We start from the raw sequence: 18,704 nt of genomic DNA on the forward strand, positions 1-18,704 counted from the left end.
ATGGAAAGAAACTCAAGAAAAACTTTAGTTGGAACAGTTGTTTCTGCAGGTAAAACAGCAAAAACAATCATCGTAGCAGTTGACACATACAAAAAGCATCCATTATATTCAAAACGTTACAAATCAACAAAAAGATTTGCTGTTCATGATGAAAACCATGTTGCTAAATTAGGTGACATTGTTGTTATTATGGAAACAAGACCATTATCTAAAACAAAACACTTCAGATTAGTTGAAGTTAAACAAACTGCAATCGAAGGAAATAACTAATGATTCACGAATTATCTAGAGCAAACGTTGCTGATAACTCAGGTGCTAAAGAAATTGGTGTTATTCGTGTTTTAGGTGGGTCAAAGAAAAAAACAGCAAACATTGGTGATGTTATTGTATGTTCAGTTAAAAAAGCTATTCCAAACGGTATGGTTAAAGAAGGACAAGTTGTTAAAGCAGTAGTTGTACGTTCAGCTTACGGAATTCACCGTGACAATGGTACATACATTCGTTTTGATGATAACGCAGTTGTAATTTTAAAAGAAGATGGAACACCACGTGGAACACGTGTGTTCGGACCTGTTGCTCGTGAAATTAGAGAAAAATACCCAAAAATCGTTTCACTTGCACCTGAAGTACTTTAATTTATTTATAAGGAGATAAGTTATGAACAAAATCAAATTCAAAGTTAATGATGAAGTTATGATTATTGCCGGTAAAGATAAAGGAAAAACAGGTCAAATCGAAAAAATCTTACGTTCAGAAAACAAAGTTATCGTTAAAGGTGTAAATATTGTTAAAAAACACAACAAACCTTCACACCAAAACCAAGATGGTTCAATTTCAGAAAAAGAAGCTCCAATCCATGTTTCAAATGTTGCATATTTAGTTAAAAAAGCTACAAAAGATAAACCAGCACAAATCTCAAAAATCGGATACAAAATTGATGACAAAGGTAAAAAAGTAAGAATTGCAAAAAGAACACAAAAGGAAATCTAATATGTTAAAAAATATTTATTTAGAAAAAGCAGTTCCTGCTTTAAAAGAAAAATACCAATACAAATCATCAATGGAAGTTCCAAGAATCGAAAAAGTTGTATTAAACATGACAGCTGGAAAAGAAATCAACAACTCAAAAGCTATTGAAGAAGTTTTAAATGAATTAACATTAATCTCTTCTCAAAAACCATATCAAACAACAGCTAAAAAATCAAACGCTTCATGAAAACTTCGTGAAGGTATGCCTATGGGTGGAAAAGTTACACTTCGTAGAGAAAGAATGTGAGACTTTTTAGACAAATTAATCAATGTTGCAATGCCACGTATTCGTGACTTCCGTGGAGCTAATCCAAAAGCTTTCGATGGAAGAGGTAACTACAACTTAGGAATTAAAGAAGAAATTATCTTCCCAGAAATCGAATTTGACAAAATTCGTAAAATTAAAGGGCTTGACGTTATTATTGTAACTTCAGCTAAATCTGACCAAGAAGCTAAAACATTATTAGAAGAACTTGGTGTACCATTCGAAAAAAAAGGAGCTAAATAGTTTATGGCAAGAAAAGCATTAATCGCAAAAGCTAAACGTCACCCTAAATTCTCAACACGTGCTTACACACGTTGTGAATTATGTGGACGTCCACACTCAGTTTTAAGAAAATACAAAGTATGTCGTATCTGTTTTAGAAACCTTGCACACGAAGGTAAAATTCCAGGTATGAAGAAAGCGAGTTGATAATTATGTTTATTACAGATCCAATTTCAGATTTAGTTGTTAGAATTAAAAACGCTAACATTAGAAAACATAAAACTGTTTCAATTCCATATTCAACTAAAAAAGAAGCTATTGTTAAGTTAATTTTAGAAGAAGGGTACATTGCATCTTACACAGTTTCAGGTGAAGGTGTAAACAAAGAATTAGTAGTTACATTAAAATACAAGAAAAACAAGCAAGCTATCGTTGACTTTAAAAGAGTTTCTAAGCCAGGTCTTAGAACTTACGTTAAAGCAGATGAAATTCCTAGTGTTTTATCAGGTTACGGTACAGTAATCATCTCTACTTCAAAAGGATTAATGACAGGAAAACAAGCTAAGGAGGCTAATGTTGGTGGTGAAATCATCGCTTACATTTGATAATTAGTATGTCTCGTGTTGGAAATAGAGTTTTAGTTATTCCTGCTGGAACAGAAGTTTCAGTTAACGGTAACACAGTTACAGTTTCAGGAAAACACGGAAAATTAGAAAGAACATTTAGTCCATTAATCAAAGTACAAGTAGAAAATAACCAAGTTACAACAGTACGTGCAAATGAAAATAAACAAACAAAACAATTACATGGAACAACAAACGCTCTTATTGCAAACATGATCAAGGGAGTTTCAGAAGGGTTCCAAATTGATTTAGAAATCAAAGGGGTTGGGTACAAAGCTGAACTTAGAGGAAATGAACTTGTAGTTAACGCTGGATACTCACACCCAGTTTCAAAACAAGTTCCATCAGAATTAAAAGTTACAGTTGCTAAACCTACAGAAATTTCAGTATTTGGAATTAGCAAAGAGCAAGTTGGACAATTTGCTTCAGTAGTTAGAGCAATCAGAAAACCTAACGTGTACTCAGGTAAAGGTATTTCTTACAAAGGTGAAAAAATTAGACGTAAAGAAGGGAAAACAGCTTCTAAATAATTTAGGAGTTGCTAGGTGAATAAAATGAAAGCAAAATCAAGAAACGCAGCTAGAAAAGTTAAACATGTTCGTTTACGTCAACACATTAGCGGTACAGCTACAAAACCTCGTTTAAATGTATTCAAATCACACCAAAACTTCTATGCTCAATTAATCGATGACACAAAAGGTGTTACATTAGCTAGTGTTTCAACACTTAAAAATGAAAAATATTCAGGTAACATCGTTGCTGCAGCAGAATTAGGTAAATTAATGGGTGAAAAAATTAACAAATTAGGTATCACAGAAATCGTTTTTGACCGTGGTGGGTACATCTACCATGGACGTGTTAAAGCATTCGCAGAAGCAGTAAGAGAACAAGGAGTTAAATTCTAATGGAAAACAAAAAAGAAGTTAAATTAGAAGCTGGAACAAAAGAAGTTACAGCAAGAAGACCAAGAACAGTTAAATCAGAAGCTACAGAAAATAAACAAGAACGTGCAAACAGAAAACCAATCAACAGAAAACCACGTCAAGCAGCTCCTAAATTCGAATCAGAATTCTCAGAAAAAGTAGTTGACATTGCTCGTGTTACAAAAGTTGTTAAAGGTGGAAGAAGATTCAGCTTCTCAGCTTTTGTTGTAGTTGGAAACAAAAAAGGTCTTGTTGGATTTGGACATGGTAAGGCAAACGAAGTTCCAGATGCTATCAAGAAAGCTGTTAAAGATGCGCAAAACAACCTTGTTTCAGTACCAGTAGTTAATGGTACAGTTCCACATGAAATTACTGCTAAATTCTTAGCATCTAAAGTAATGTTAAAACCTGCTCCAAAAGGAAAAGGACTTATTGCTTCTGGAACAGTTCGTGCTGTTGTTGAATTAGCTGGATACACAGATATCGTTACAAAAACATATGGATCTCGTTCAAAAGCAAACGTTGTTAAAGCTACAGTTAAAGCATTATTAAACACAAGAACTGTTGAAGAAATCGCTGAAATCAGAGAAAAAGAAGTTAAGGATTTATAATATGGCAATTAAATTAAATACTTTAAAATTTACAGAAGGTTCAAGACCAGAAAAACACCGTAAAGGTAGAGGACACGCTGCTGGAAAAGGTAAACAAGCTGGTAAAGGACAATCAGGTCAAAACAAACGTAAAGGTCACAGATTAGGATTCGAAGGGGGTCAAACACCATGATTCCGTAGAATCGGAAAACGTGGATTTAACAATGTTAACCACGTTGAATATCAAGTAATCAACCTTGCTGATTTAGAAACAAGATTTAATGACGGTGATGTGATCACAATCGAAGCTTTATTCAGTGTAAACTTAATTAAAAGAAATATGCCTGTTAAATTATTAGGAAATGGTACATTAACAAAGAAATTAACAATCGATGTGCACAAAGCATCAGCATCAGCTAAAGAAGCTTTTGCTAAATTAGGTGGAACAATTAACGAATTATAATTTCTAAATTCAATTAAACATATAAGGCACTTTAGTTATTGCTAAGGTGTTTTTTTATTTTTGATTTTCTTTATTAAAACGTTGAAATTTGATTAAAATATTTGCTAAATATTAACTTTTTGCAAAATATATAAACTATTAAAACAATGTAATTTATTCAAAAAGAGTAATATAAATAAAATCAAACAAATAGCTAAAAAAGCGCACTCATTGAACTCTTTTATGATTTTGTCTTTGTTTTAGTTATTAGCCAACCTGTTGGTATCTTTAACCATAAGATACCGAAATTGCTCCTACATCAACAATAGATTATATTTCACCAAATGGAATTAATATTTTAGTTATTTTCATACATTTCTTTTAATAATTACAGTTATCTATCCTTATTCTAAAAAAATGTAAATAAATTCTGGAAAATCAGGTATTTAGTAATTGTTTTAAAAAGACATTAAAAAATCACAACTTCAATAGTCATGATGTTTAAATAAATTAATCTAATGGTGCCGCTTATGAGAATCGAACTCATGATGGTTGGTTACGAGTCAACTGTTTTACCACTAGAACTAAAGCGGCTAATGGTGGAGATAAGGGGAATCGAACCCCTGTCCACAAATTGAGTATATTGCTGCGTCTACAGTTTAGAACACTTTTAACAACTGTTTTAATGATAAAGTATTCGAAAAATATTAAACAGTTTGGTTAAATTTCACATTAGTTTACCAAAACTAATGCTATCCTCTTAAGACCAACTTTAATATAGAAAGGAGCTAAATTAAAGTCACCAGATTGCATTTAATTAAGCAAAAACTGGGTTTAAGTTGTTCATTGAGAACATTGCAAAGTTTGAAACTTTGTTTTCTTTTTTAACGTTTCCATTTAAGAAAGTCTAGAAGTAATTATAGTCTACCACACTACTGCAACAACAACACCCCAAAGTATGTCGAAACCATTATATCCCCATAATGATTATTTATATGAATTAATTAGTTTATTGAGTTTTTTATTAACTTCGTCTTTAATGATTTTTTGTCTCTTATCGTACTTTTTAAGACCTTTAGCTAAAGCTATTTCTACTTTAATTCTTGACGAAGAATTAAAGTACATTTTCAAAGGTATGATAGTAAGACTTTGTGATTCTGTAGCAAATTTAATCTTACAAATCTCATTTTTATGAAGAAGTAATTTTCTATCTCTAAACTCATCTGCTTTTACGTGCATATATTGCTTGAAGTAAGCTTCCTTAAGATACATTTCACCTTTGTAAATTGAACAAAATGCATTCAAAATGTCAATTGAATTAGTTCTAGCTGATTTTACTTCTCAACCAAGTAATTCAATTCCTGCTTCATATTTATCAATAATTTCATAATTGCGATGAGCTTTTTTATTTGTACTAATTATCTTCATACAATTAAATTTTACTATATTGTTTTTATAAACATTTTATTTTTTCACTTATGTACTACCAGTAAAAGGGGTAAGGAATTTTAGCAAAATTTAATATAATTTTAATAATTATTTATATAGATATTTTTTTAAGTAAAAATACCTTGAAGTTATTTAAAGGAGGTATTAATGGACAAAATATATAATCACACGCTAGTTGAAAAAGACATTGATAAAAAATGACAAGCTAAGAAATATTTTCAAACTCATGATTTAGACAAAGAACCTTTTACTATTTTGTTACCACCACCAAATGTAACTGGTAAGCTACATTTAGGTCATGCACTTGATGTTTATATACCAGACACAATTATCAGATATAAGAAACTTAATGGTTTTGATGTTATGTGAGTTCCAGGTATGGATCACGCAGGGATAGCTACACAATCAAAAGTTGAGGATGTTTTATTCCAATCAACAGGTCAAACTCGTCACGATTTAGGCAGAGAAGCTTTCGTTGATAAGATTTGAGAATGAAAATCTGAATATGCAAATTTATTTAGACAACAATGATCAAAAATTGGTCTAGCACTTGATTATTCAGCTGAAAGATTCACACTTGATGCAGAAGCTAATGAAGCTGTTTCAAAAGTTTTCATCGACTTATACAACAAAGGTTTCATTTACAAAGGTGTTAAAGCAATTAACTGAGATGTTAAGTTACAAACTGCTTTATCAAACATTGAAGTTAATAATGAACCTACAGAGCAAAAAATGTACTACATCAATTATCCAATTAAGGATTCAAACGATGTGCTTACAATTGCTACTGTTAGAACTGAAACTTTATTAAGCGACGTTGCTGTTGTATTTAATCCAAATGACTCAAGATACAAAGATTTAGAAGGACAATTTGTAATTCACCCAATTACTAAAAAAGAATTACCAATTATAACTGATGAATATGTTGATATTAACTTTGGTTCAGGATTAATGAAACTTAGTGCACATGCTGAAGTTGATATTGATATTATAAAAAAACACAATCTTGAAATCAATGAAACAATTTCAAAAGATGGTTTAATTAACTATCCTGCATTACCTGAATTCCACGGTTTAGAAAGATTTGTAGCAAGAGAGAAGATTGCACAATTCTTGCAAGATAATGGTTATATTAAAAAAGTTGAAATAACAATTTCAAATGTTGGTATTTCAGATAGATCTAAAACACCAGTTGAAATTTTAGTGCTACCACAATGATTTGTTAAAATGGAACACTTCAGGGATTTAATCTTAAAAGATTTAGATTTTCCAGAAGCTGTTAAGTTCTATCCAAAACGTTTTGAATTAACTATGCGTCAATGAATGGAAAATGTTTATGATTGAACAATTTCTAGACAGCTTTGATGAGGACACAGAATTCCTGCTTGATATGACCAAGATGGCAATATGAAAGTTCAAGTTGATTCACCAGGTGAAGAATGAGTTCAAGATCCAGATGTTCTAGATACTTGATTCTCATCAGGACTTGCTCCATTTGTGTTCTTAGGATGACCTCAAATTGATGAAAAACTAAAAAGATATTATCCAACATCTCTTTTAGTTACAGGTTATGACATTATTTTCTTCTGAGTAGCTAGAATGTACTTCTTTGGACTTGAATTTATAGGTCAAAAACCATTTGATAGATTACTGCTTCACGGCCTTATTAGAGATGCACAAGGTAGAAAAATGTCTAAATCATTAAATAATGGTGTTGACCCTATGGATATGGTTGATAAATATGGTTCAGATGCTTTAAGATGATTCTTAATCACAAATACAACACCAGGTTTAGATATTAAATTCTCAGACGATAAAGTTGAAGCTGCTTGAAGAGTTAATAACAAGTTATGAAACATTGCTAGATACATTAATGAACTAGAAGATAATAACAATGAAGCTACTGATGCAGATAAGTCAATATTAAATCAACTTAAAAGCTTATCAGTTAAGATTGATTCACTTATTGATAACTATGAGTTTTCAATCATAGGTTCAGAAATCTACAAATTTATTTTCACTGACCTTAGTGGATGATATGTTGAATTCTTAAAGAGTTCATATTCTAAAAAATCAGCTCTTGAAGTCCTAAGAAAAACTTTAATTGTGCTTCATCCATTCTTACCATTCATAACAGACAGGTTATATTCAGAAATTTTTAATGCTGAATTATTAGAACAATTATGACCTACATTTGAAGATGATCATTCAACTGATTATATAAACACAGTTATTGAAGTTGTAACTGAACTTAGAAAATATCGTGAAAATAATCAAATTTCTAAAAAAGAACTTCTTATTTATTCACTTAAAAATAACGTTCCACAAGTTGCTATTGAGACAATTAACAAAATGGTATTTGCTTTATACGAAGATAATAACGATTACTTAATAGCACTAAATGACAATGTTTTATTCATAAAACAATCAGATGAAACAAAACAAAGAAATGAAGAGCTACTTTTAGAAAAAATTAATTTTGTTAAAGCAGAAATAGCTAGAGCAGAGCAGCTTTTAAATAATGAAAGATTCGTTTCAAAAGCTCCTGCTGATAAAGTTGCTGTTGAAAAAGCAAAATTAGAAAAATATACAGATGAACTTAAAAAATATGAAGAGGAATTATCATGCAAATATTAAGTGGTAAAGAGTTAGCTAAACAAGAATTAGCTAAATTGAAACAAGAGATAATTGATCTTGATTTAGAAAGAAAATTAAGAATGGCAATTATCCAAGTGGGAGATAATGCTGCTTCAAACAAATACATAGCTCACAAATTAAGAGTAGCTGAAGATTTAGGGATCGAGGCTGAATTGTTCAAATTCGATGAAGATATTTCTCAAGATAGATTACTTAAGAAAATGGACAGAATCAATGAAAAATTCGATGGAATCATTGTTCAGTTACCATTACCTTCTCATTTACCAACTCAAGTTATTTTAGATGCAGTTCCATACGATAAAGACATTGATGGACTTACAACAAAAAATGAATTCAGATTATATAATGATACAACTGACAAACACTTTATTCCAGCAACAGCACGTGGTGTTTTAGAATTAATGGAACACTATGGAATTGATGTAGAAAACAAAAGAGTATGTGTTGTTGGTAGATCACATGTTGTAGGAAAACCTCTTGCACACATTATTAAAAGAAAAAATGCTAACGTTTCTACATATAATGAAGAAACAGGAATTAAAGGTATTGAAAATGCAGACATCTTAATTGTCGCAATAGGTGTCGCAAAATACATCAAAGCTCACAATGTTAAAGAAGGAGCTATTGTTATCGATGTCGGGACTAACTTAGATGACAAACTTTCAGCAGAATTATCAGGTGATGTTGACTTTGAAAATGTTAAAGATAAAGTAGCTGCAATTACACCAGTTCCTGGTGGAGTTGGACCTATGACTGTGGTTGCCTTAATGAAAAACTTAGTTGACATTGTTAAATAGGAGATTAATGCAGAAACCTAAAATTATTTTTATCGATTTAGATGGAACCACATTAGATGGTCCAGAAGAAAAATTCTGAATGCGTAGTGCAACAGAATTTACTAAAAAAACACTTACAGAGTTAAATAAACAAATTCCAGTTGTGGTTGCAACTGGTCGTGGTGTAAGTGAGAAAACTTCTGATATTGTTAAAGGTTTAACAGGAGAAATTACATATATAGCTTGAAATGGAGCTGTTACAGTTGAGAATGGAAAAATTATTTCAGAGCAAATAATTGAACCTGAAAAAGCACAGTTATTATTTGATTTAATCTCTAAAAACTTTGCTTTTGTAACAATTGATTCAAAACACGTATATGTAAAAAACTACTTATATTACATTATTAAATTTGTAAAGAAAATTTACAAAAACTTTTCTAAGAAATTCAGATGAATTTCAAATGCAAAACCATACAAAGACTTTAAAAACGATTTTCCTATACACAAAGCTCTTTTATCTAGTTTATCAGCTAGAAAGGCTGCTAAATTTGCTAAAAGATGAAAAGAAAAATATGAAGACATATTTGAAATAGCATTTGTTGGAGAAAAAAATAAAACCTTAGAAATTACTAAAATTGGTTCATCGAAAGGTGAAGCTGAAGTTGCATATTGTAAACTTATGGGAATTGATCCTGAAGACGCTATGCACATTGGTGATTCAATGAATGATTCAACTACAAAAGGTAAAGTCGGAACATTAATTGCAATGCAAAATTCAGTTTCCGAACTAAAGAAAATTGCAGATGAAATTACTGAATTCCCATGCGATCAATCAGGACTTGCAAAGTATTTATCTCAATTTTTAGACAAGTAAATTTTCACAAAATATGGAATAAATTTTCCATATTTTTATTTTTTATTTGTATAAAATTATAAGTAATATAATTTCCAATTATTATATTGATACATAATAGAACTAAAATAATAGAAATTTTTAACCTTATTTTAAGGAGGAAAAATGAAGAAAATTTTTAAAAAATTATTTTTAACATCAAGTTTAGCAGCTAGTGGTATTTTATCGATGGTTTCACTTTCATGTAATAAAACAAGTGATGATGTAAAAAAAGAAATTGTTACACCAAAACCAGTTATTCCTGCTTCACCAGCTGAAGTTTCATTAGAAAATGCAAGCAATGTATTTAAACCTATCGAAATTCCTGCTACTTCAAAAGATCAAATCTTAACTTATTTAAAAGATGGAAATAACAAATTCTTATACTTCATGAGAAATACAAATGAAATTGGTTTAAACAGAAAAACAGGGCCAGCTGTTGGAGTATTATTTAAAGAAGCTATTAATGCTAAATTCCATCCAGCAAATTTTGAAGAACCAATTTTCACATACAATGGTACAGGTAGACCAAATGGTGATATTAACTTTCAATTTAATGCAAATACAAATGAATTAACTTTAACATACAAAGCTGCAATTAACACAGGTGCCGCTGATAATAGTGGATATGAATTTTCAACTAAAACATTCACATCAAAATTTACTGTTTTCTTTAAGGAAGCACAAACTATAACAACTCCATCATCAACAGGTAGAAACACAGGTAGTTCAAATATAACTATTACACCAGTAAATTCAAGCTACTCATATAACTATGATTCAAGCAATAATTACTATGCATCAGCTAATGGAAAAAGCGGTGTAGAATTATATGCTGCATTATTAAAGATTCAAAAAGCACATTTATCAGGTGTTAGAGAATATAAATATATTCCAGCTTTCTACCAATCAAGCAACTCACCATTCAGAGATATTTACTTTGAAAAAGATAACACAATGTTAGATATTTATTCCGAAAATCCAACAGGCACAGATCCGTACACATATAGATCTTACCCAACAAGTAATGATGCTTCTAGTGAAAGCGATGGAATGAACAGAGAACACGTTATTCCTCAATCTTGATTCAGCAAACAGACGCCAATGGTTTCAGACGTTCACCACATTTATCCAACAGATATTGTAGTAAACAGAAAAAGAAATAACTATCCTCACGATTTAGTTACAGACGCTTCTGCTACTTGAACATCAATGAACGGTGGAAAATTAGGGACAAATTCAATTGGTGTTACATCGTTTGAACCAATCAATGAATTCAAAGGTGATATTGCTAGATCATACCTTTACTTTACTGTAACTTACAATGACAGAAACTTAGCAGCTACACCTCAATCAATCTTCACAAAAACAGCACCTTACATTAAAGAACACTACTTTAATACTTTTGTAAACTGAACAGCAACTGATCCAGTTTCTCCATTTGACGTCGAAAGAAATAATAAAATTGCTGCATTTGAAGGTGGATTAAGAAACCCATTCATTGACTATCCTAACTTATTAGAAAACTTAGTTGGATCAAATCCTAAACCATTCACAAACTTAGGAGTACTTGTTTCAGCTACGCCAAAGAATTAATCAAATAAGCCAAAATGGCTTATTTTTTTCACATTTTGTGAAAATTAAGGCTATTTTCTATTACTTTTTTAAAAAAGTGATAATAGTAAGGGTATGAAAAAGTTTTTAAAACCATTATTAGTATTATCATTATTTGTTACATCTACATCAGTATTATCAACTCAATGTTCACAAAAAAATTCAGAACCATCAAATCCAATTGATGGTAACCCAATACCAGAACCTAATAAACCAGTTACAAATCCAAACCCTGAACCAAATCCAGGACAAACCATAAATGAATACGAAATGCCTGATGCTTCAAACATAGTTTCTAACCCAACATCAGAACCTAATAAACCGGTTACAGATCCAATAACTCTACCTGTTTCAAATCCAAACCCTGAACCAAATCCAGGACAACCCATAAATGAATACGAAATGCCTGATGCTTCAAACATAGTTACTAACCCAATGTCATTAACAGAAGAAAACAAGCAAGCAATTGTTTCAGGATTAAGTGCACAAAATGCAAAACTTGTCTTCAATGCTGCTGATAGCACACTTCATTTGAATGATACAAATAATACATTTGTTGCGTTGTTAAATGATGAGGGTATTTTTCAAGAGTTTAAACTTATTAATAAATCATTTGTAGGAAATGAAACCACAAATGAAGAAATTGCAAGCAACAAATTAATAGATGTTGATTCATTCAATGAACAAACAAACACAGTTGTAATTAGTTATAAAGCTGCACAACCAGCTGATGGTTATATTGCAGTTGGAAGCAATGCGTATACTTCAACATTTACTCTTGATTTTTCAGGCAACGTGACTCAACCAGCTGAAAAGGATATAAAAACTTTATATAACAATATTTTAGTTTCATTACAGCTTTCAGGAGACTTAAAAACACAAGTTTTAACAAAGTTAAATGCTCACGAAAATATTGCTTATATGTACACAGACAGAACGGTTGGATTAGATAAGAAAAAAGGACCAGCATTTCTTAAATTCAAACCAGAATTTGAAAACGATGAGTTCCAATTGGTAAATGATGTAGAAAAAGAATTTACATATAAAAATAAGAAATATCCAAATAGTTTCTTAAATTATGAATATAATGCACAAACGCAAACACTAACAATTAAATATAAATTAACAGTTAGAAATGAAGATAAGACATTTGACTACTCGAATGATAATTTATACACATCTGTTGTAAAACTTAATATTGTTGAAGACTCATCTACAGAAGAATCAGTTAATGGAAGTGATAATCCATCAATTCTACCAACATCAGGAAATGATGAAACGCGATCAAATTCAAATCCAAAGCCTTCGCAACCAACTCAACCGGTTATAACTAATGGTTTAAGATATGATGCAAGTAATAATTATTATGCACAAGCTGATGGCAAAATGGGAGATGAGTTATATGATGCATTATTAGCAATTCAAAGCAGTCACTTTGGAGGAGTTCGCTCATATGGTGCTTTAGGAACATTCTATGATCAATATAATGCGTTTAAAGATAAATATTTTGAAAAAGATAATACACTGTTAGATATTTATTCAGAAAATCCAAATGGAAAAGATCCATATACATTCCCTAATTTTAAATGAGGAGAAAAATCATCTGCAAGAGACGAAGGGAAAGGAACAAACAAGGAACACTTAATTCCTCAATCTTGATTCAACAGAGAATCACCAATGGTTTCAGACGCACACCACGTTTGACCTACAGATATTAAAGTTAATGCAAACAGAGGTAATTTCCCTCACGACAACGTTAGTGATGCAACTAAAACATCAAGAAATGGTGGAAAATTAGGAAGAAACTCAATTGGTGCAACAACATTTGAACCAATAGATGAATTCAAAGGAGATATTGCTAGAGCATATCTATATTTTACAGTTACATATAGAAATAGAAGCTTAAATCAAAAACCAAATTCAATATTCTCAAACACTAAACCATATATTAAAGACCACTACTATCAAACATACAAAAACTGAGTTTCAACAGATTCAATTTCACAATTTGATATTGATAGAAATAACGAAACAGCTAGTTACCAAGGTGGATTAAGAAATCCATTTATCGATTATCCAGACCTTATTGATAGTCTTGAAGGAAGAAAACCATTTGTTAATAGAGGTATTTTAGTAGGTTTAGAAAATAGTTAATTAAAAAAGCAAAATGAAAACACCCTAGTTTGAATTACTAAGGTGTTTTTGATTATCTTTTAACACTTATAAAGTGTTTGTCTTATTTTTTAAGACCTGATCATTTTCAGAATCTAACTTCGTCAATGTCAATTCCAACTTCTTTAATGTATCTGTTGTGGTATGCAACTTTTTCTTCCATTTGTTTTATGAAGTCAGCTGCTTTATCACCGTAAACTGCTTTAGCAGCTGTGATTGAGATATGGAATCTATCCATGTGGCTCATTTGTCTAATGTCAAATGATGTTGTGATGTCTCCGTTTTCTCTGTAACCGTGAACAAATAAGTTGTGGTTTTGACGTGAGAAGAAGATATCTCTAACAAGACCTTCGTATCCGTGGAATGCGAATACAACTGGTTTGTTCTTTGTAAAGATTGCGTTGAATTCAGCATCTGATAATCCACGTGGGTCAATGCTTGGGTGACGTAATTTTAATAAATCAACTACGTTAACGAATCTAATTTTAAGTGAAGGGAATGCTTTGTTGATGTATTCTAATGACGCTAATGCTTCTAAGTTTGGTTCTGTACCTGATGCAACAACAACTAAGTCTGGTTCTTCACCTGGTTTTGTTGTAGAAGCTCAATCAATAACTTTAAGACCTTTTTCAACCAATTCTTTAGCTTCTTCTACATTGTAGAATTGGTCTCTTGGTTGTTTTGAAGCAACGATAAGGTTAATTACATCTCTTTCTCTGTAAGCTTTGTCTAATACAGCTAATAATGTGTTAGAGTCAGCTGGTAAGTATTCACGAATTAATTCAGGTTTTTTGTCAGCTAAGTGACCTAAAATACCTGGATCTTGGTGTGTGTAACCATTGTGGTCTTGTTGGAATGCTGTTGATGTAGCAATAACGTTAAGAGATGGATAATCTTTTCTTCAGTGAACTTTTCTTGCTTTAGCAACTCATTTCATGTGTTGTGTAAGCATTGAGTCAACAACTCTTAAGAATGATTCGTATGAAGCAAACATTCCGTGACGTCCTGTTAATACGTATCCTTCTAAGAATCCTTCAGCTTGGTGTTCTGATAATTGTGAGTCAATAACTCTTCCAACTGGTCCGATAGCTTCATCTAATTCAGGATTTACTCTTTCTAATCATTGTCTGTTTGTAACTTTAAGAACATCGTAAAGTCTGTTAGATTTAGTTTCATCTGGTCCGAATACACGGAAGTTATCTGGGTTCATTTTGATTACTTCAGCAAATCATTTTCCAGCGTTAACCATATCTTGGTCTTGAACTGAACCAGGTTTTTTGATGTCTAATGCAAATTGTGTTCAGTCTGGTAAGTTTAATGCTCTAGGGTTTACACCACCATTTGTAATAGGGTGCATTGCCATTCTTTTTGAACCTTTAGGAGCAATTTGAGCATATTCAGCTTTGAATTTAGCATTTTCATCAAATAATTCTTCTGGATGATATGAAGTTAATCATTCTTTTAATAAGTCTAATGTAGCTGGTTTTTCTGATGTAACAGGAAGTGGAACTTGGTGCGATCTAAAGCTTCCTTCGTATGTTAAACCATTGTATGTGTGAGGTCCTGTTCAACCTTTTGGTGTTCTAACAACAAGAGCTGGTCAAATAGGTCTTGTAGCTTCTTCAGCTGATTTTTGTCTTGCTTTTGCTTGAATTTTTTTGATTTTTTCAATAGCTTTATCAAATGCTTTTGCCATTGGTTTGTGAATTCCTCTTTGGTCAAAAACATCAGCTTCAACAAAGATAGCTTCTCACCCGAATCCAGCTAACATATCTCTGATTTCTTTATCTGATTTTCTAGCTAAGATTGTTGGGTTTGCAATTTTTCCACCATTGATGTGAATGATTGGTAATACAGCTCCATCATTAACTGGGTTAATGAATGATGATGAGAATCATCCTGCTGTAAGTGGTCCTGTTTCAGCTTCTCCATCACCGATTACTGTAGCAGCAATGATTTGTGGGTTATCTAAAATAGCACCTGTTGCATGTGATAATGCGTATCCCAACTCTCCACCTTCGTGAATTGAACCAGGTGTTTCAGGAGCAGCGTGAGATGCAGTTCCACCAGGGAATGAGAATCTCTTGAACATTCTTTTTAATCCCTCTTCGTCTTGTGAAATTTCTGGGAATAATTCTGTGTAGCTTCCATCTAAGTATGAGTTAGAAATCATAACTTGACCACCGTGTCCTGGACCTTCAATGTAGAACATTTCTAAGTCGTATTTGTTAATAACACGGTTTAAGTGAGCATAGATTAAGTTTTGTCCTGGGATTGTTCCTCAGTGACCGATTGGGTACATCTTAACATCTTCGGCTTTTAACTCTTCTCTAAGTAAAGGGTTGTTTCTTAAAAACATTTGCCCAACTGAAAGATAGTTAGCAGCACGTCATCAAGCATGCACTTTATCTAAATAATTTTTACTATCAAATAAAGTTTTTTTCATCTTGTTTCCTTTTTTGTTTGATTTTATTTCGAAATAAATTTAAACATCAAGTTAAAAGCGTTTTGTAACTTAATGTATCATTATTTTACTTTATTTATTTTTTAAACAAAACCGAAAGTAACCAATATTTTGCACCATCAAACTTCATAAATTTTGTGCATTTATATAATTAATTTTTAGAAATTTTTAGTATTATTTATCGCATATATTTTTATTAAATTTAATTGATGATTTTATATAAAACTGCATCTCTAATTAGTTTCATTATTAGGCAGAAATAAAAGAAATTGCATTTTGTGATACAATATAAAAACTAATTTAAATATTATTGGAAATAATGTTTTCAAAAATTATTTTTGATAAAATTAATGTGCTAATTTAACAAATGGACAGGACCTAGATGAAAGGCTAGGCATAGGTTGGTTTTGGCGCTAAAACACAATACATTTATTAAACAATTTTATATATAAAATAGAAAGGAAATTACATGGCAAAATTAGATTTTGATCGTAGTAAAGAACACGTTAACGTTGGAACAATCGGACACGTTGACCATGGTAAAACAACTTTAACTGCTGCTATTGCTACAGTTTTAGCTAAAAAAGGATTATCAGAAGCTCGTGATTACGCTTCTATCGATAATGCACCAGAAGAAAGAGCACGTGGAATTACAATTAACACGTCACACATCGAATACCAAACAGAAAAACGTCACTATGCACACGTTGACTGTCCTGGTCACGCTGACTATGTTAAAAACATGATTACAGGGGCAGCTCAAATGGATGGAGCTATCTTAGTTGTTGCTGCAACAGATGGACCAATGCCTCAAACACGTGAACACATTCTTTTATCTAAACAAGTTGGGGTTCCTCGTATCGTTGTATTCTTAAACAAAGTAGATATGCTTGAAGGTGAAGAAGAAATGATCGAACTTGTTGAAATGGAAATCCGTGGACTTCTTTCAGAATACGGATTTGACGGAGACAATGCTCCAATCATTCGTGGATCAGCTCTTAAAGCATTAGAAGGTGATGCAAAATACGAAGAAAAAATTATGGAACTTATGGATTCAGTTGATTCATACATCCAAACACCTGTTAAAGAATTTGACAAACCATTCTTAATGGCTGTTGAAGACGTTTTCACAATTACAGGACGTGGAACAGTTGCTACAGGACGTGTAGAACGTGGAACACTTAAATTAAACGATGAAGTTGAAATCGTTGGATTAAAACCTACTAAGAAAACAGTTGTTACAGGAATCGAAATGTTCCGTAAAAACCTTAAAGAAGCACAAGCTGGAGATAACGCTGGATTATTACTTCGTGGAGTTAACCGTGATGAAGTTGAACGTGGACAAGTTTTAGCTAAACCAGGTTCAATCGTTCCTCACACAGAATTCGAAGCAGCTATTTACGTTCTTAAAAAAGAAGAAGGAGGACGTCACACTCCATTCCTTAAAAACTACAAACCTCAATTCTACTTCCGTACAACAGACGTTACAGGGGGAGTTGAATTTGAACCAGGACGTGAAATGGTTATGCCAGGGGAAAACGTTAACTTAAAAGTTAAATTAATCGCGCCTATCGCTGTTGAAGAAGGAACAAAATTCTCAATCCGTGAAGGTGGACGTACAGTTGGTGCAGGAACAGTTACAAAAATTATTAAATAATTTGATTAATTGTTTTTCACAAATAATTTCAAATGCACAGATTTAGGTCTGTGTATTTTCTTTGCATTTTTAACAAAAAAATCAACACCGTAGTGTTGAGAGTAAATTGTTTTATCTTCTTTTAACTAATATAACAATAACGAAATAAAGTAGTTGAGCTAATGAAATAAACAATTGAAGTCCGTGCTGAATTCCTAAAGTGATTAATGATTTTATGCTCATATACTCAACATAATCAGCTGTTTTTCTAATTGAATATCATTGAAGTATCATAAATAATGAAATTAATGCAACCATTAAAATCCCAATTCATCAGTTAATGTTATCTCTTTGTCTAAAAGCAAAGAATGAAATTAAGAATGTAACTAATATTGCAAATAATAGAACTGAAATCATTACTATTAGTGATCTTACATTAATAATTTTTAACATCCCTAATATTCCGGTCAAGAATAATATTCCTACTGGTATAAAAATAACTGATGCTAATTGCAATGATGCATACTTGATAATTTCTAATGGAGAGTTATCATGTGTACGTGTTCCAAAACTAATTAATAATAAAGCTGTTCCGATTAAAAATCCATAGAATAATGCATAGAAGAAGAACTTGATACTCAAGAGTATTACATTTTGAGATTCATTTTTCGGTTTTATAAAACTTAGAATCATAATTCCAATAAAAGGAACGAATATCATTATTATTAAAAATAAAAGTTGATAAGACCAATCTGAGATTGAATTTAGTATTAGTAAATTAATTCACACAAAGAAGATTGATAATAATGATAATAAAAACAATCCACCAGTGCTTGTTAATAGTATAATTCCATAAAATAATTTTACAGAACCTGATTTAACATCAGGAACTGCTTTAATAGTTTCTTGATTATTCATAATTTAAATTGTAATACATTATGAATTAAAC

General features: G+C 31.5%; 19 protein-coding genes, 1 tRNA gene and 1 other RNA gene. 16 read left to right on the forward strand and 5 right to left on the reverse strand.

Annotated features, from left to right (window positions below; genetic code table 4):
- Genes rpsQ through rplO form a run of 10 tightly spaced genes read left to right on the forward strand, consistent with a single transcriptional unit; the run spans position 1 to position 4,115 of the window.
- The gene (gene rpsQ / locus U5U50_RS00530; RefSeq protein ID WP_306428736.1) at positions 1–270 is read left to right on the forward strand and encodes a 30S ribosomal protein S17; all 270 of its coding nucleotides are present in this window, start codon (positions 1–3) and stop codon (positions 268–270) included.
- On the forward strand, positions 270–635 hold the full coding sequence (gene rplN / locus U5U50_RS00535; RefSeq protein ID WP_257089308.1) for a 50S ribosomal protein L14: 366 nt from the start codon (positions 270–272) through the stop codon (positions 633–635). The genes rpsQ and rplN overlap by 1 nt, the downstream gene beginning before the upstream one ends.
- Before the next feature lie 31 nt (positions 636–666).
- Entirely contained in the window at positions 667–990 is a 324-nt protein-coding gene (gene rplX, locus U5U50_RS00540) for a 50S ribosomal protein L24 (protein ID WP_416383405.1), read from the forward strand.
- A gap of 1 nt (position 991) precedes the next feature.
- Positions 992–1,537 (forward strand): 50S ribosomal protein L5, encoded by a 546-nt coding sequence (gene rplE, locus U5U50_RS00545; protein WP_324672921.1) that lies wholly within the window; start codon positions 992–994, stop codon positions 1,535–1,537.
- Positions 1,538–1,540: 3 nt separating this feature from the next.
- The gene (locus tag U5U50_RS00550; protein WP_257089315.1) at positions 1,541–1,726 is read left to right on the forward strand and encodes a type Z 30S ribosomal protein S14; all 186 of its coding nucleotides are present in this window, start codon (positions 1,541–1,543) and stop codon (positions 1,724–1,726) included.
- A gap of 2 nt (positions 1,727–1,728) precedes the next feature.
- Positions 1,729–2,124, forward strand: coding sequence for a 30S ribosomal protein S8 (gene rpsH, locus U5U50_RS00555; protein ID WP_257089317.1), 396 nt, complete (start codon positions 1,729–1,731; stop codon positions 2,122–2,124).
- A 5-nt stretch (positions 2,125–2,129) separates the two neighbouring features.
- Positions 2,130–2,669: a 50S ribosomal protein L6 gene (gene rplF / locus U5U50_RS00560; RefSeq protein ID WP_257089319.1), complete on the forward strand. Its 540-nt coding sequence runs from the start codon at positions 2,130–2,132 to the stop codon at positions 2,667–2,669.
- 24 nt (positions 2,670–2,693) lie between these two features.
- Complete coding sequence (rplR, locus tag U5U50_RS00565; protein WP_324672924.1) at positions 2,694–3,044, forward strand: 50S ribosomal protein L18; 351 nt, start codon at positions 2,694–2,696, stop codon at positions 3,042–3,044.
- Complete coding sequence (gene rpsE, locus U5U50_RS00570) at positions 3,044–3,673, forward strand: 30S ribosomal protein S5 (RefSeq protein WP_416383400.1); 630 nt, start codon at positions 3,044–3,046, stop codon at positions 3,671–3,673. Before rplR ends, rpsE begins: the two co-directional genes overlap by 1 nt.
- Position 3,674: 1 nt before the next feature.
- Positions 3,675–4,115, forward strand: a complete 441-nt coding sequence (gene rplO / locus U5U50_RS00575; RefSeq protein WP_257089325.1) for a 50S ribosomal protein L15 — start codon at positions 3,675–3,677, stop codon at positions 4,113–4,115.
- Between the two features lie 498 nt (positions 4,116–4,613).
- Here the strand turns inward: rplO and U5U50_RS00580 are convergent.
- The 3 genes from U5U50_RS00580 to smpB all read right to left on the reverse strand — a co-directional run bounded on the left by U5U50_RS00580 (position 4,614) and on the right by smpB (position 5,522).
- Positions 4,614–4,688 (reverse strand) — tRNA-Thr (locus U5U50_RS00580).
- A 3-nt stretch (positions 4,689–4,691) separates the two neighbouring features.
- Positions 4,692–5,074: a transfer-messenger RNA gene (gene ssrA, locus U5U50_RS00585) on the reverse strand.
- 7 nt (positions 5,075–5,081) lie between these two features.
- The gene (smpB, locus tag U5U50_RS00590) at positions 5,082–5,522 is read right to left on the reverse strand and encodes an SsrA-binding protein (protein WP_324672926.1); all 441 of its coding nucleotides are present in this window, start codon (positions 5,520–5,522) and stop codon (positions 5,082–5,084) included.
- Between the two features lie 168 nt (positions 5,523–5,690).
- On the opposite strand from smpB, the gene U5U50_RS00595 reads away from it, so the two are divergent.
- From U5U50_RS00595 to U5U50_RS00615, 5 genes are all read left to right on the forward strand, one after another.
- Positions 5,691–8,180 carry a valine--tRNA ligase gene (locus tag U5U50_RS00595; RefSeq protein ID WP_324672928.1) on the forward strand — a complete coding sequence of 830 codons (2,490 nt, stop codon included), beginning with the start codon at positions 5,691–5,693 and terminating at the stop codon, positions 8,178–8,180.
- Positions 8,168–8,998 (forward strand): bifunctional 5,10-methylenetetrahydrofolate dehydrogenase/5,10-methenyltetrahydrofolate cyclohydrolase, encoded by an 831-nt coding sequence (locus tag U5U50_RS00600; RefSeq protein WP_324672930.1) that lies wholly within the window; start codon positions 8,168–8,170, stop codon positions 8,996–8,998. The genes U5U50_RS00595 and U5U50_RS00600 overlap by 13 nt, the downstream gene beginning before the upstream one ends.
- A 7-nt stretch (positions 8,999–9,005) precedes the next feature.
- Positions 9,006–9,851, forward strand: a complete 846-nt coding sequence (locus U5U50_RS00605) for an HAD-IIB family hydrolase (RefSeq protein WP_324672933.1) — start codon at positions 9,006–9,008, stop codon at positions 9,849–9,851.
- 144 nt (positions 9,852–9,995) lie between these two features.
- A complete protein-coding gene (locus U5U50_RS00610; RefSeq protein WP_324672935.1) occupies positions 9,996–11,465 on the forward strand; it encodes an endonuclease in 1,470 nt (489 codons plus the stop codon).
- Between the two features lie 93 nt (positions 11,466–11,558).
- Positions 11,559–13,637 carry an endonuclease gene (locus U5U50_RS00615; RefSeq protein WP_324672937.1) on the forward strand — a complete coding sequence of 693 codons (2,079 nt, stop codon included), beginning with the start codon at positions 11,559–11,561 and terminating at the stop codon, positions 13,635–13,637.
- An 82-nt stretch (positions 13,638–13,719) separates the two neighbouring features.
- On the opposite strand, the gene U5U50_RS00620 is transcribed toward U5U50_RS00615, so the two are convergent.
- A complete protein-coding gene (locus U5U50_RS00620; RefSeq protein WP_324672939.1) occupies positions 13,720–16,101 on the reverse strand; it encodes a phosphoketolase family protein in 2,382 nt (793 codons plus the stop codon).
- A 487-nt stretch (positions 16,102–16,588) separates the two neighbouring features.
- Between U5U50_RS00620 and tuf the strand changes: the two genes are divergently transcribed.
- On the forward strand, positions 16,589–17,776 hold the full coding sequence (tuf, locus tag U5U50_RS00625; protein WP_324672941.1) for an elongation factor Tu: 1,188 nt from the start codon (positions 16,589–16,591) through the stop codon (positions 17,774–17,776).
- 111 nt (positions 17,777–17,887) lie between these two features.
- On the opposite strand, the gene U5U50_RS00630 is transcribed toward tuf, so the two are convergent.
- Entirely contained in the window at positions 17,888–18,673 is a 786-nt protein-coding gene (locus tag U5U50_RS00630; protein ID WP_324672943.1) for an MAG0110 family membrane protein, read from the reverse strand.
- Positions 18,674–18,704: the final 31 nt, after the last annotated feature.

The sequence above is a fragment of the Mycoplasma sp. 888 genome, from assembly GCF_035609225.1.
In the GTDB taxonomy this organism is placed as follows: Bacteria; Bacillota_I; Bacilli_A; order Mycoplasmatales; family Metamycoplasmataceae; genus Mycoplasmopsis.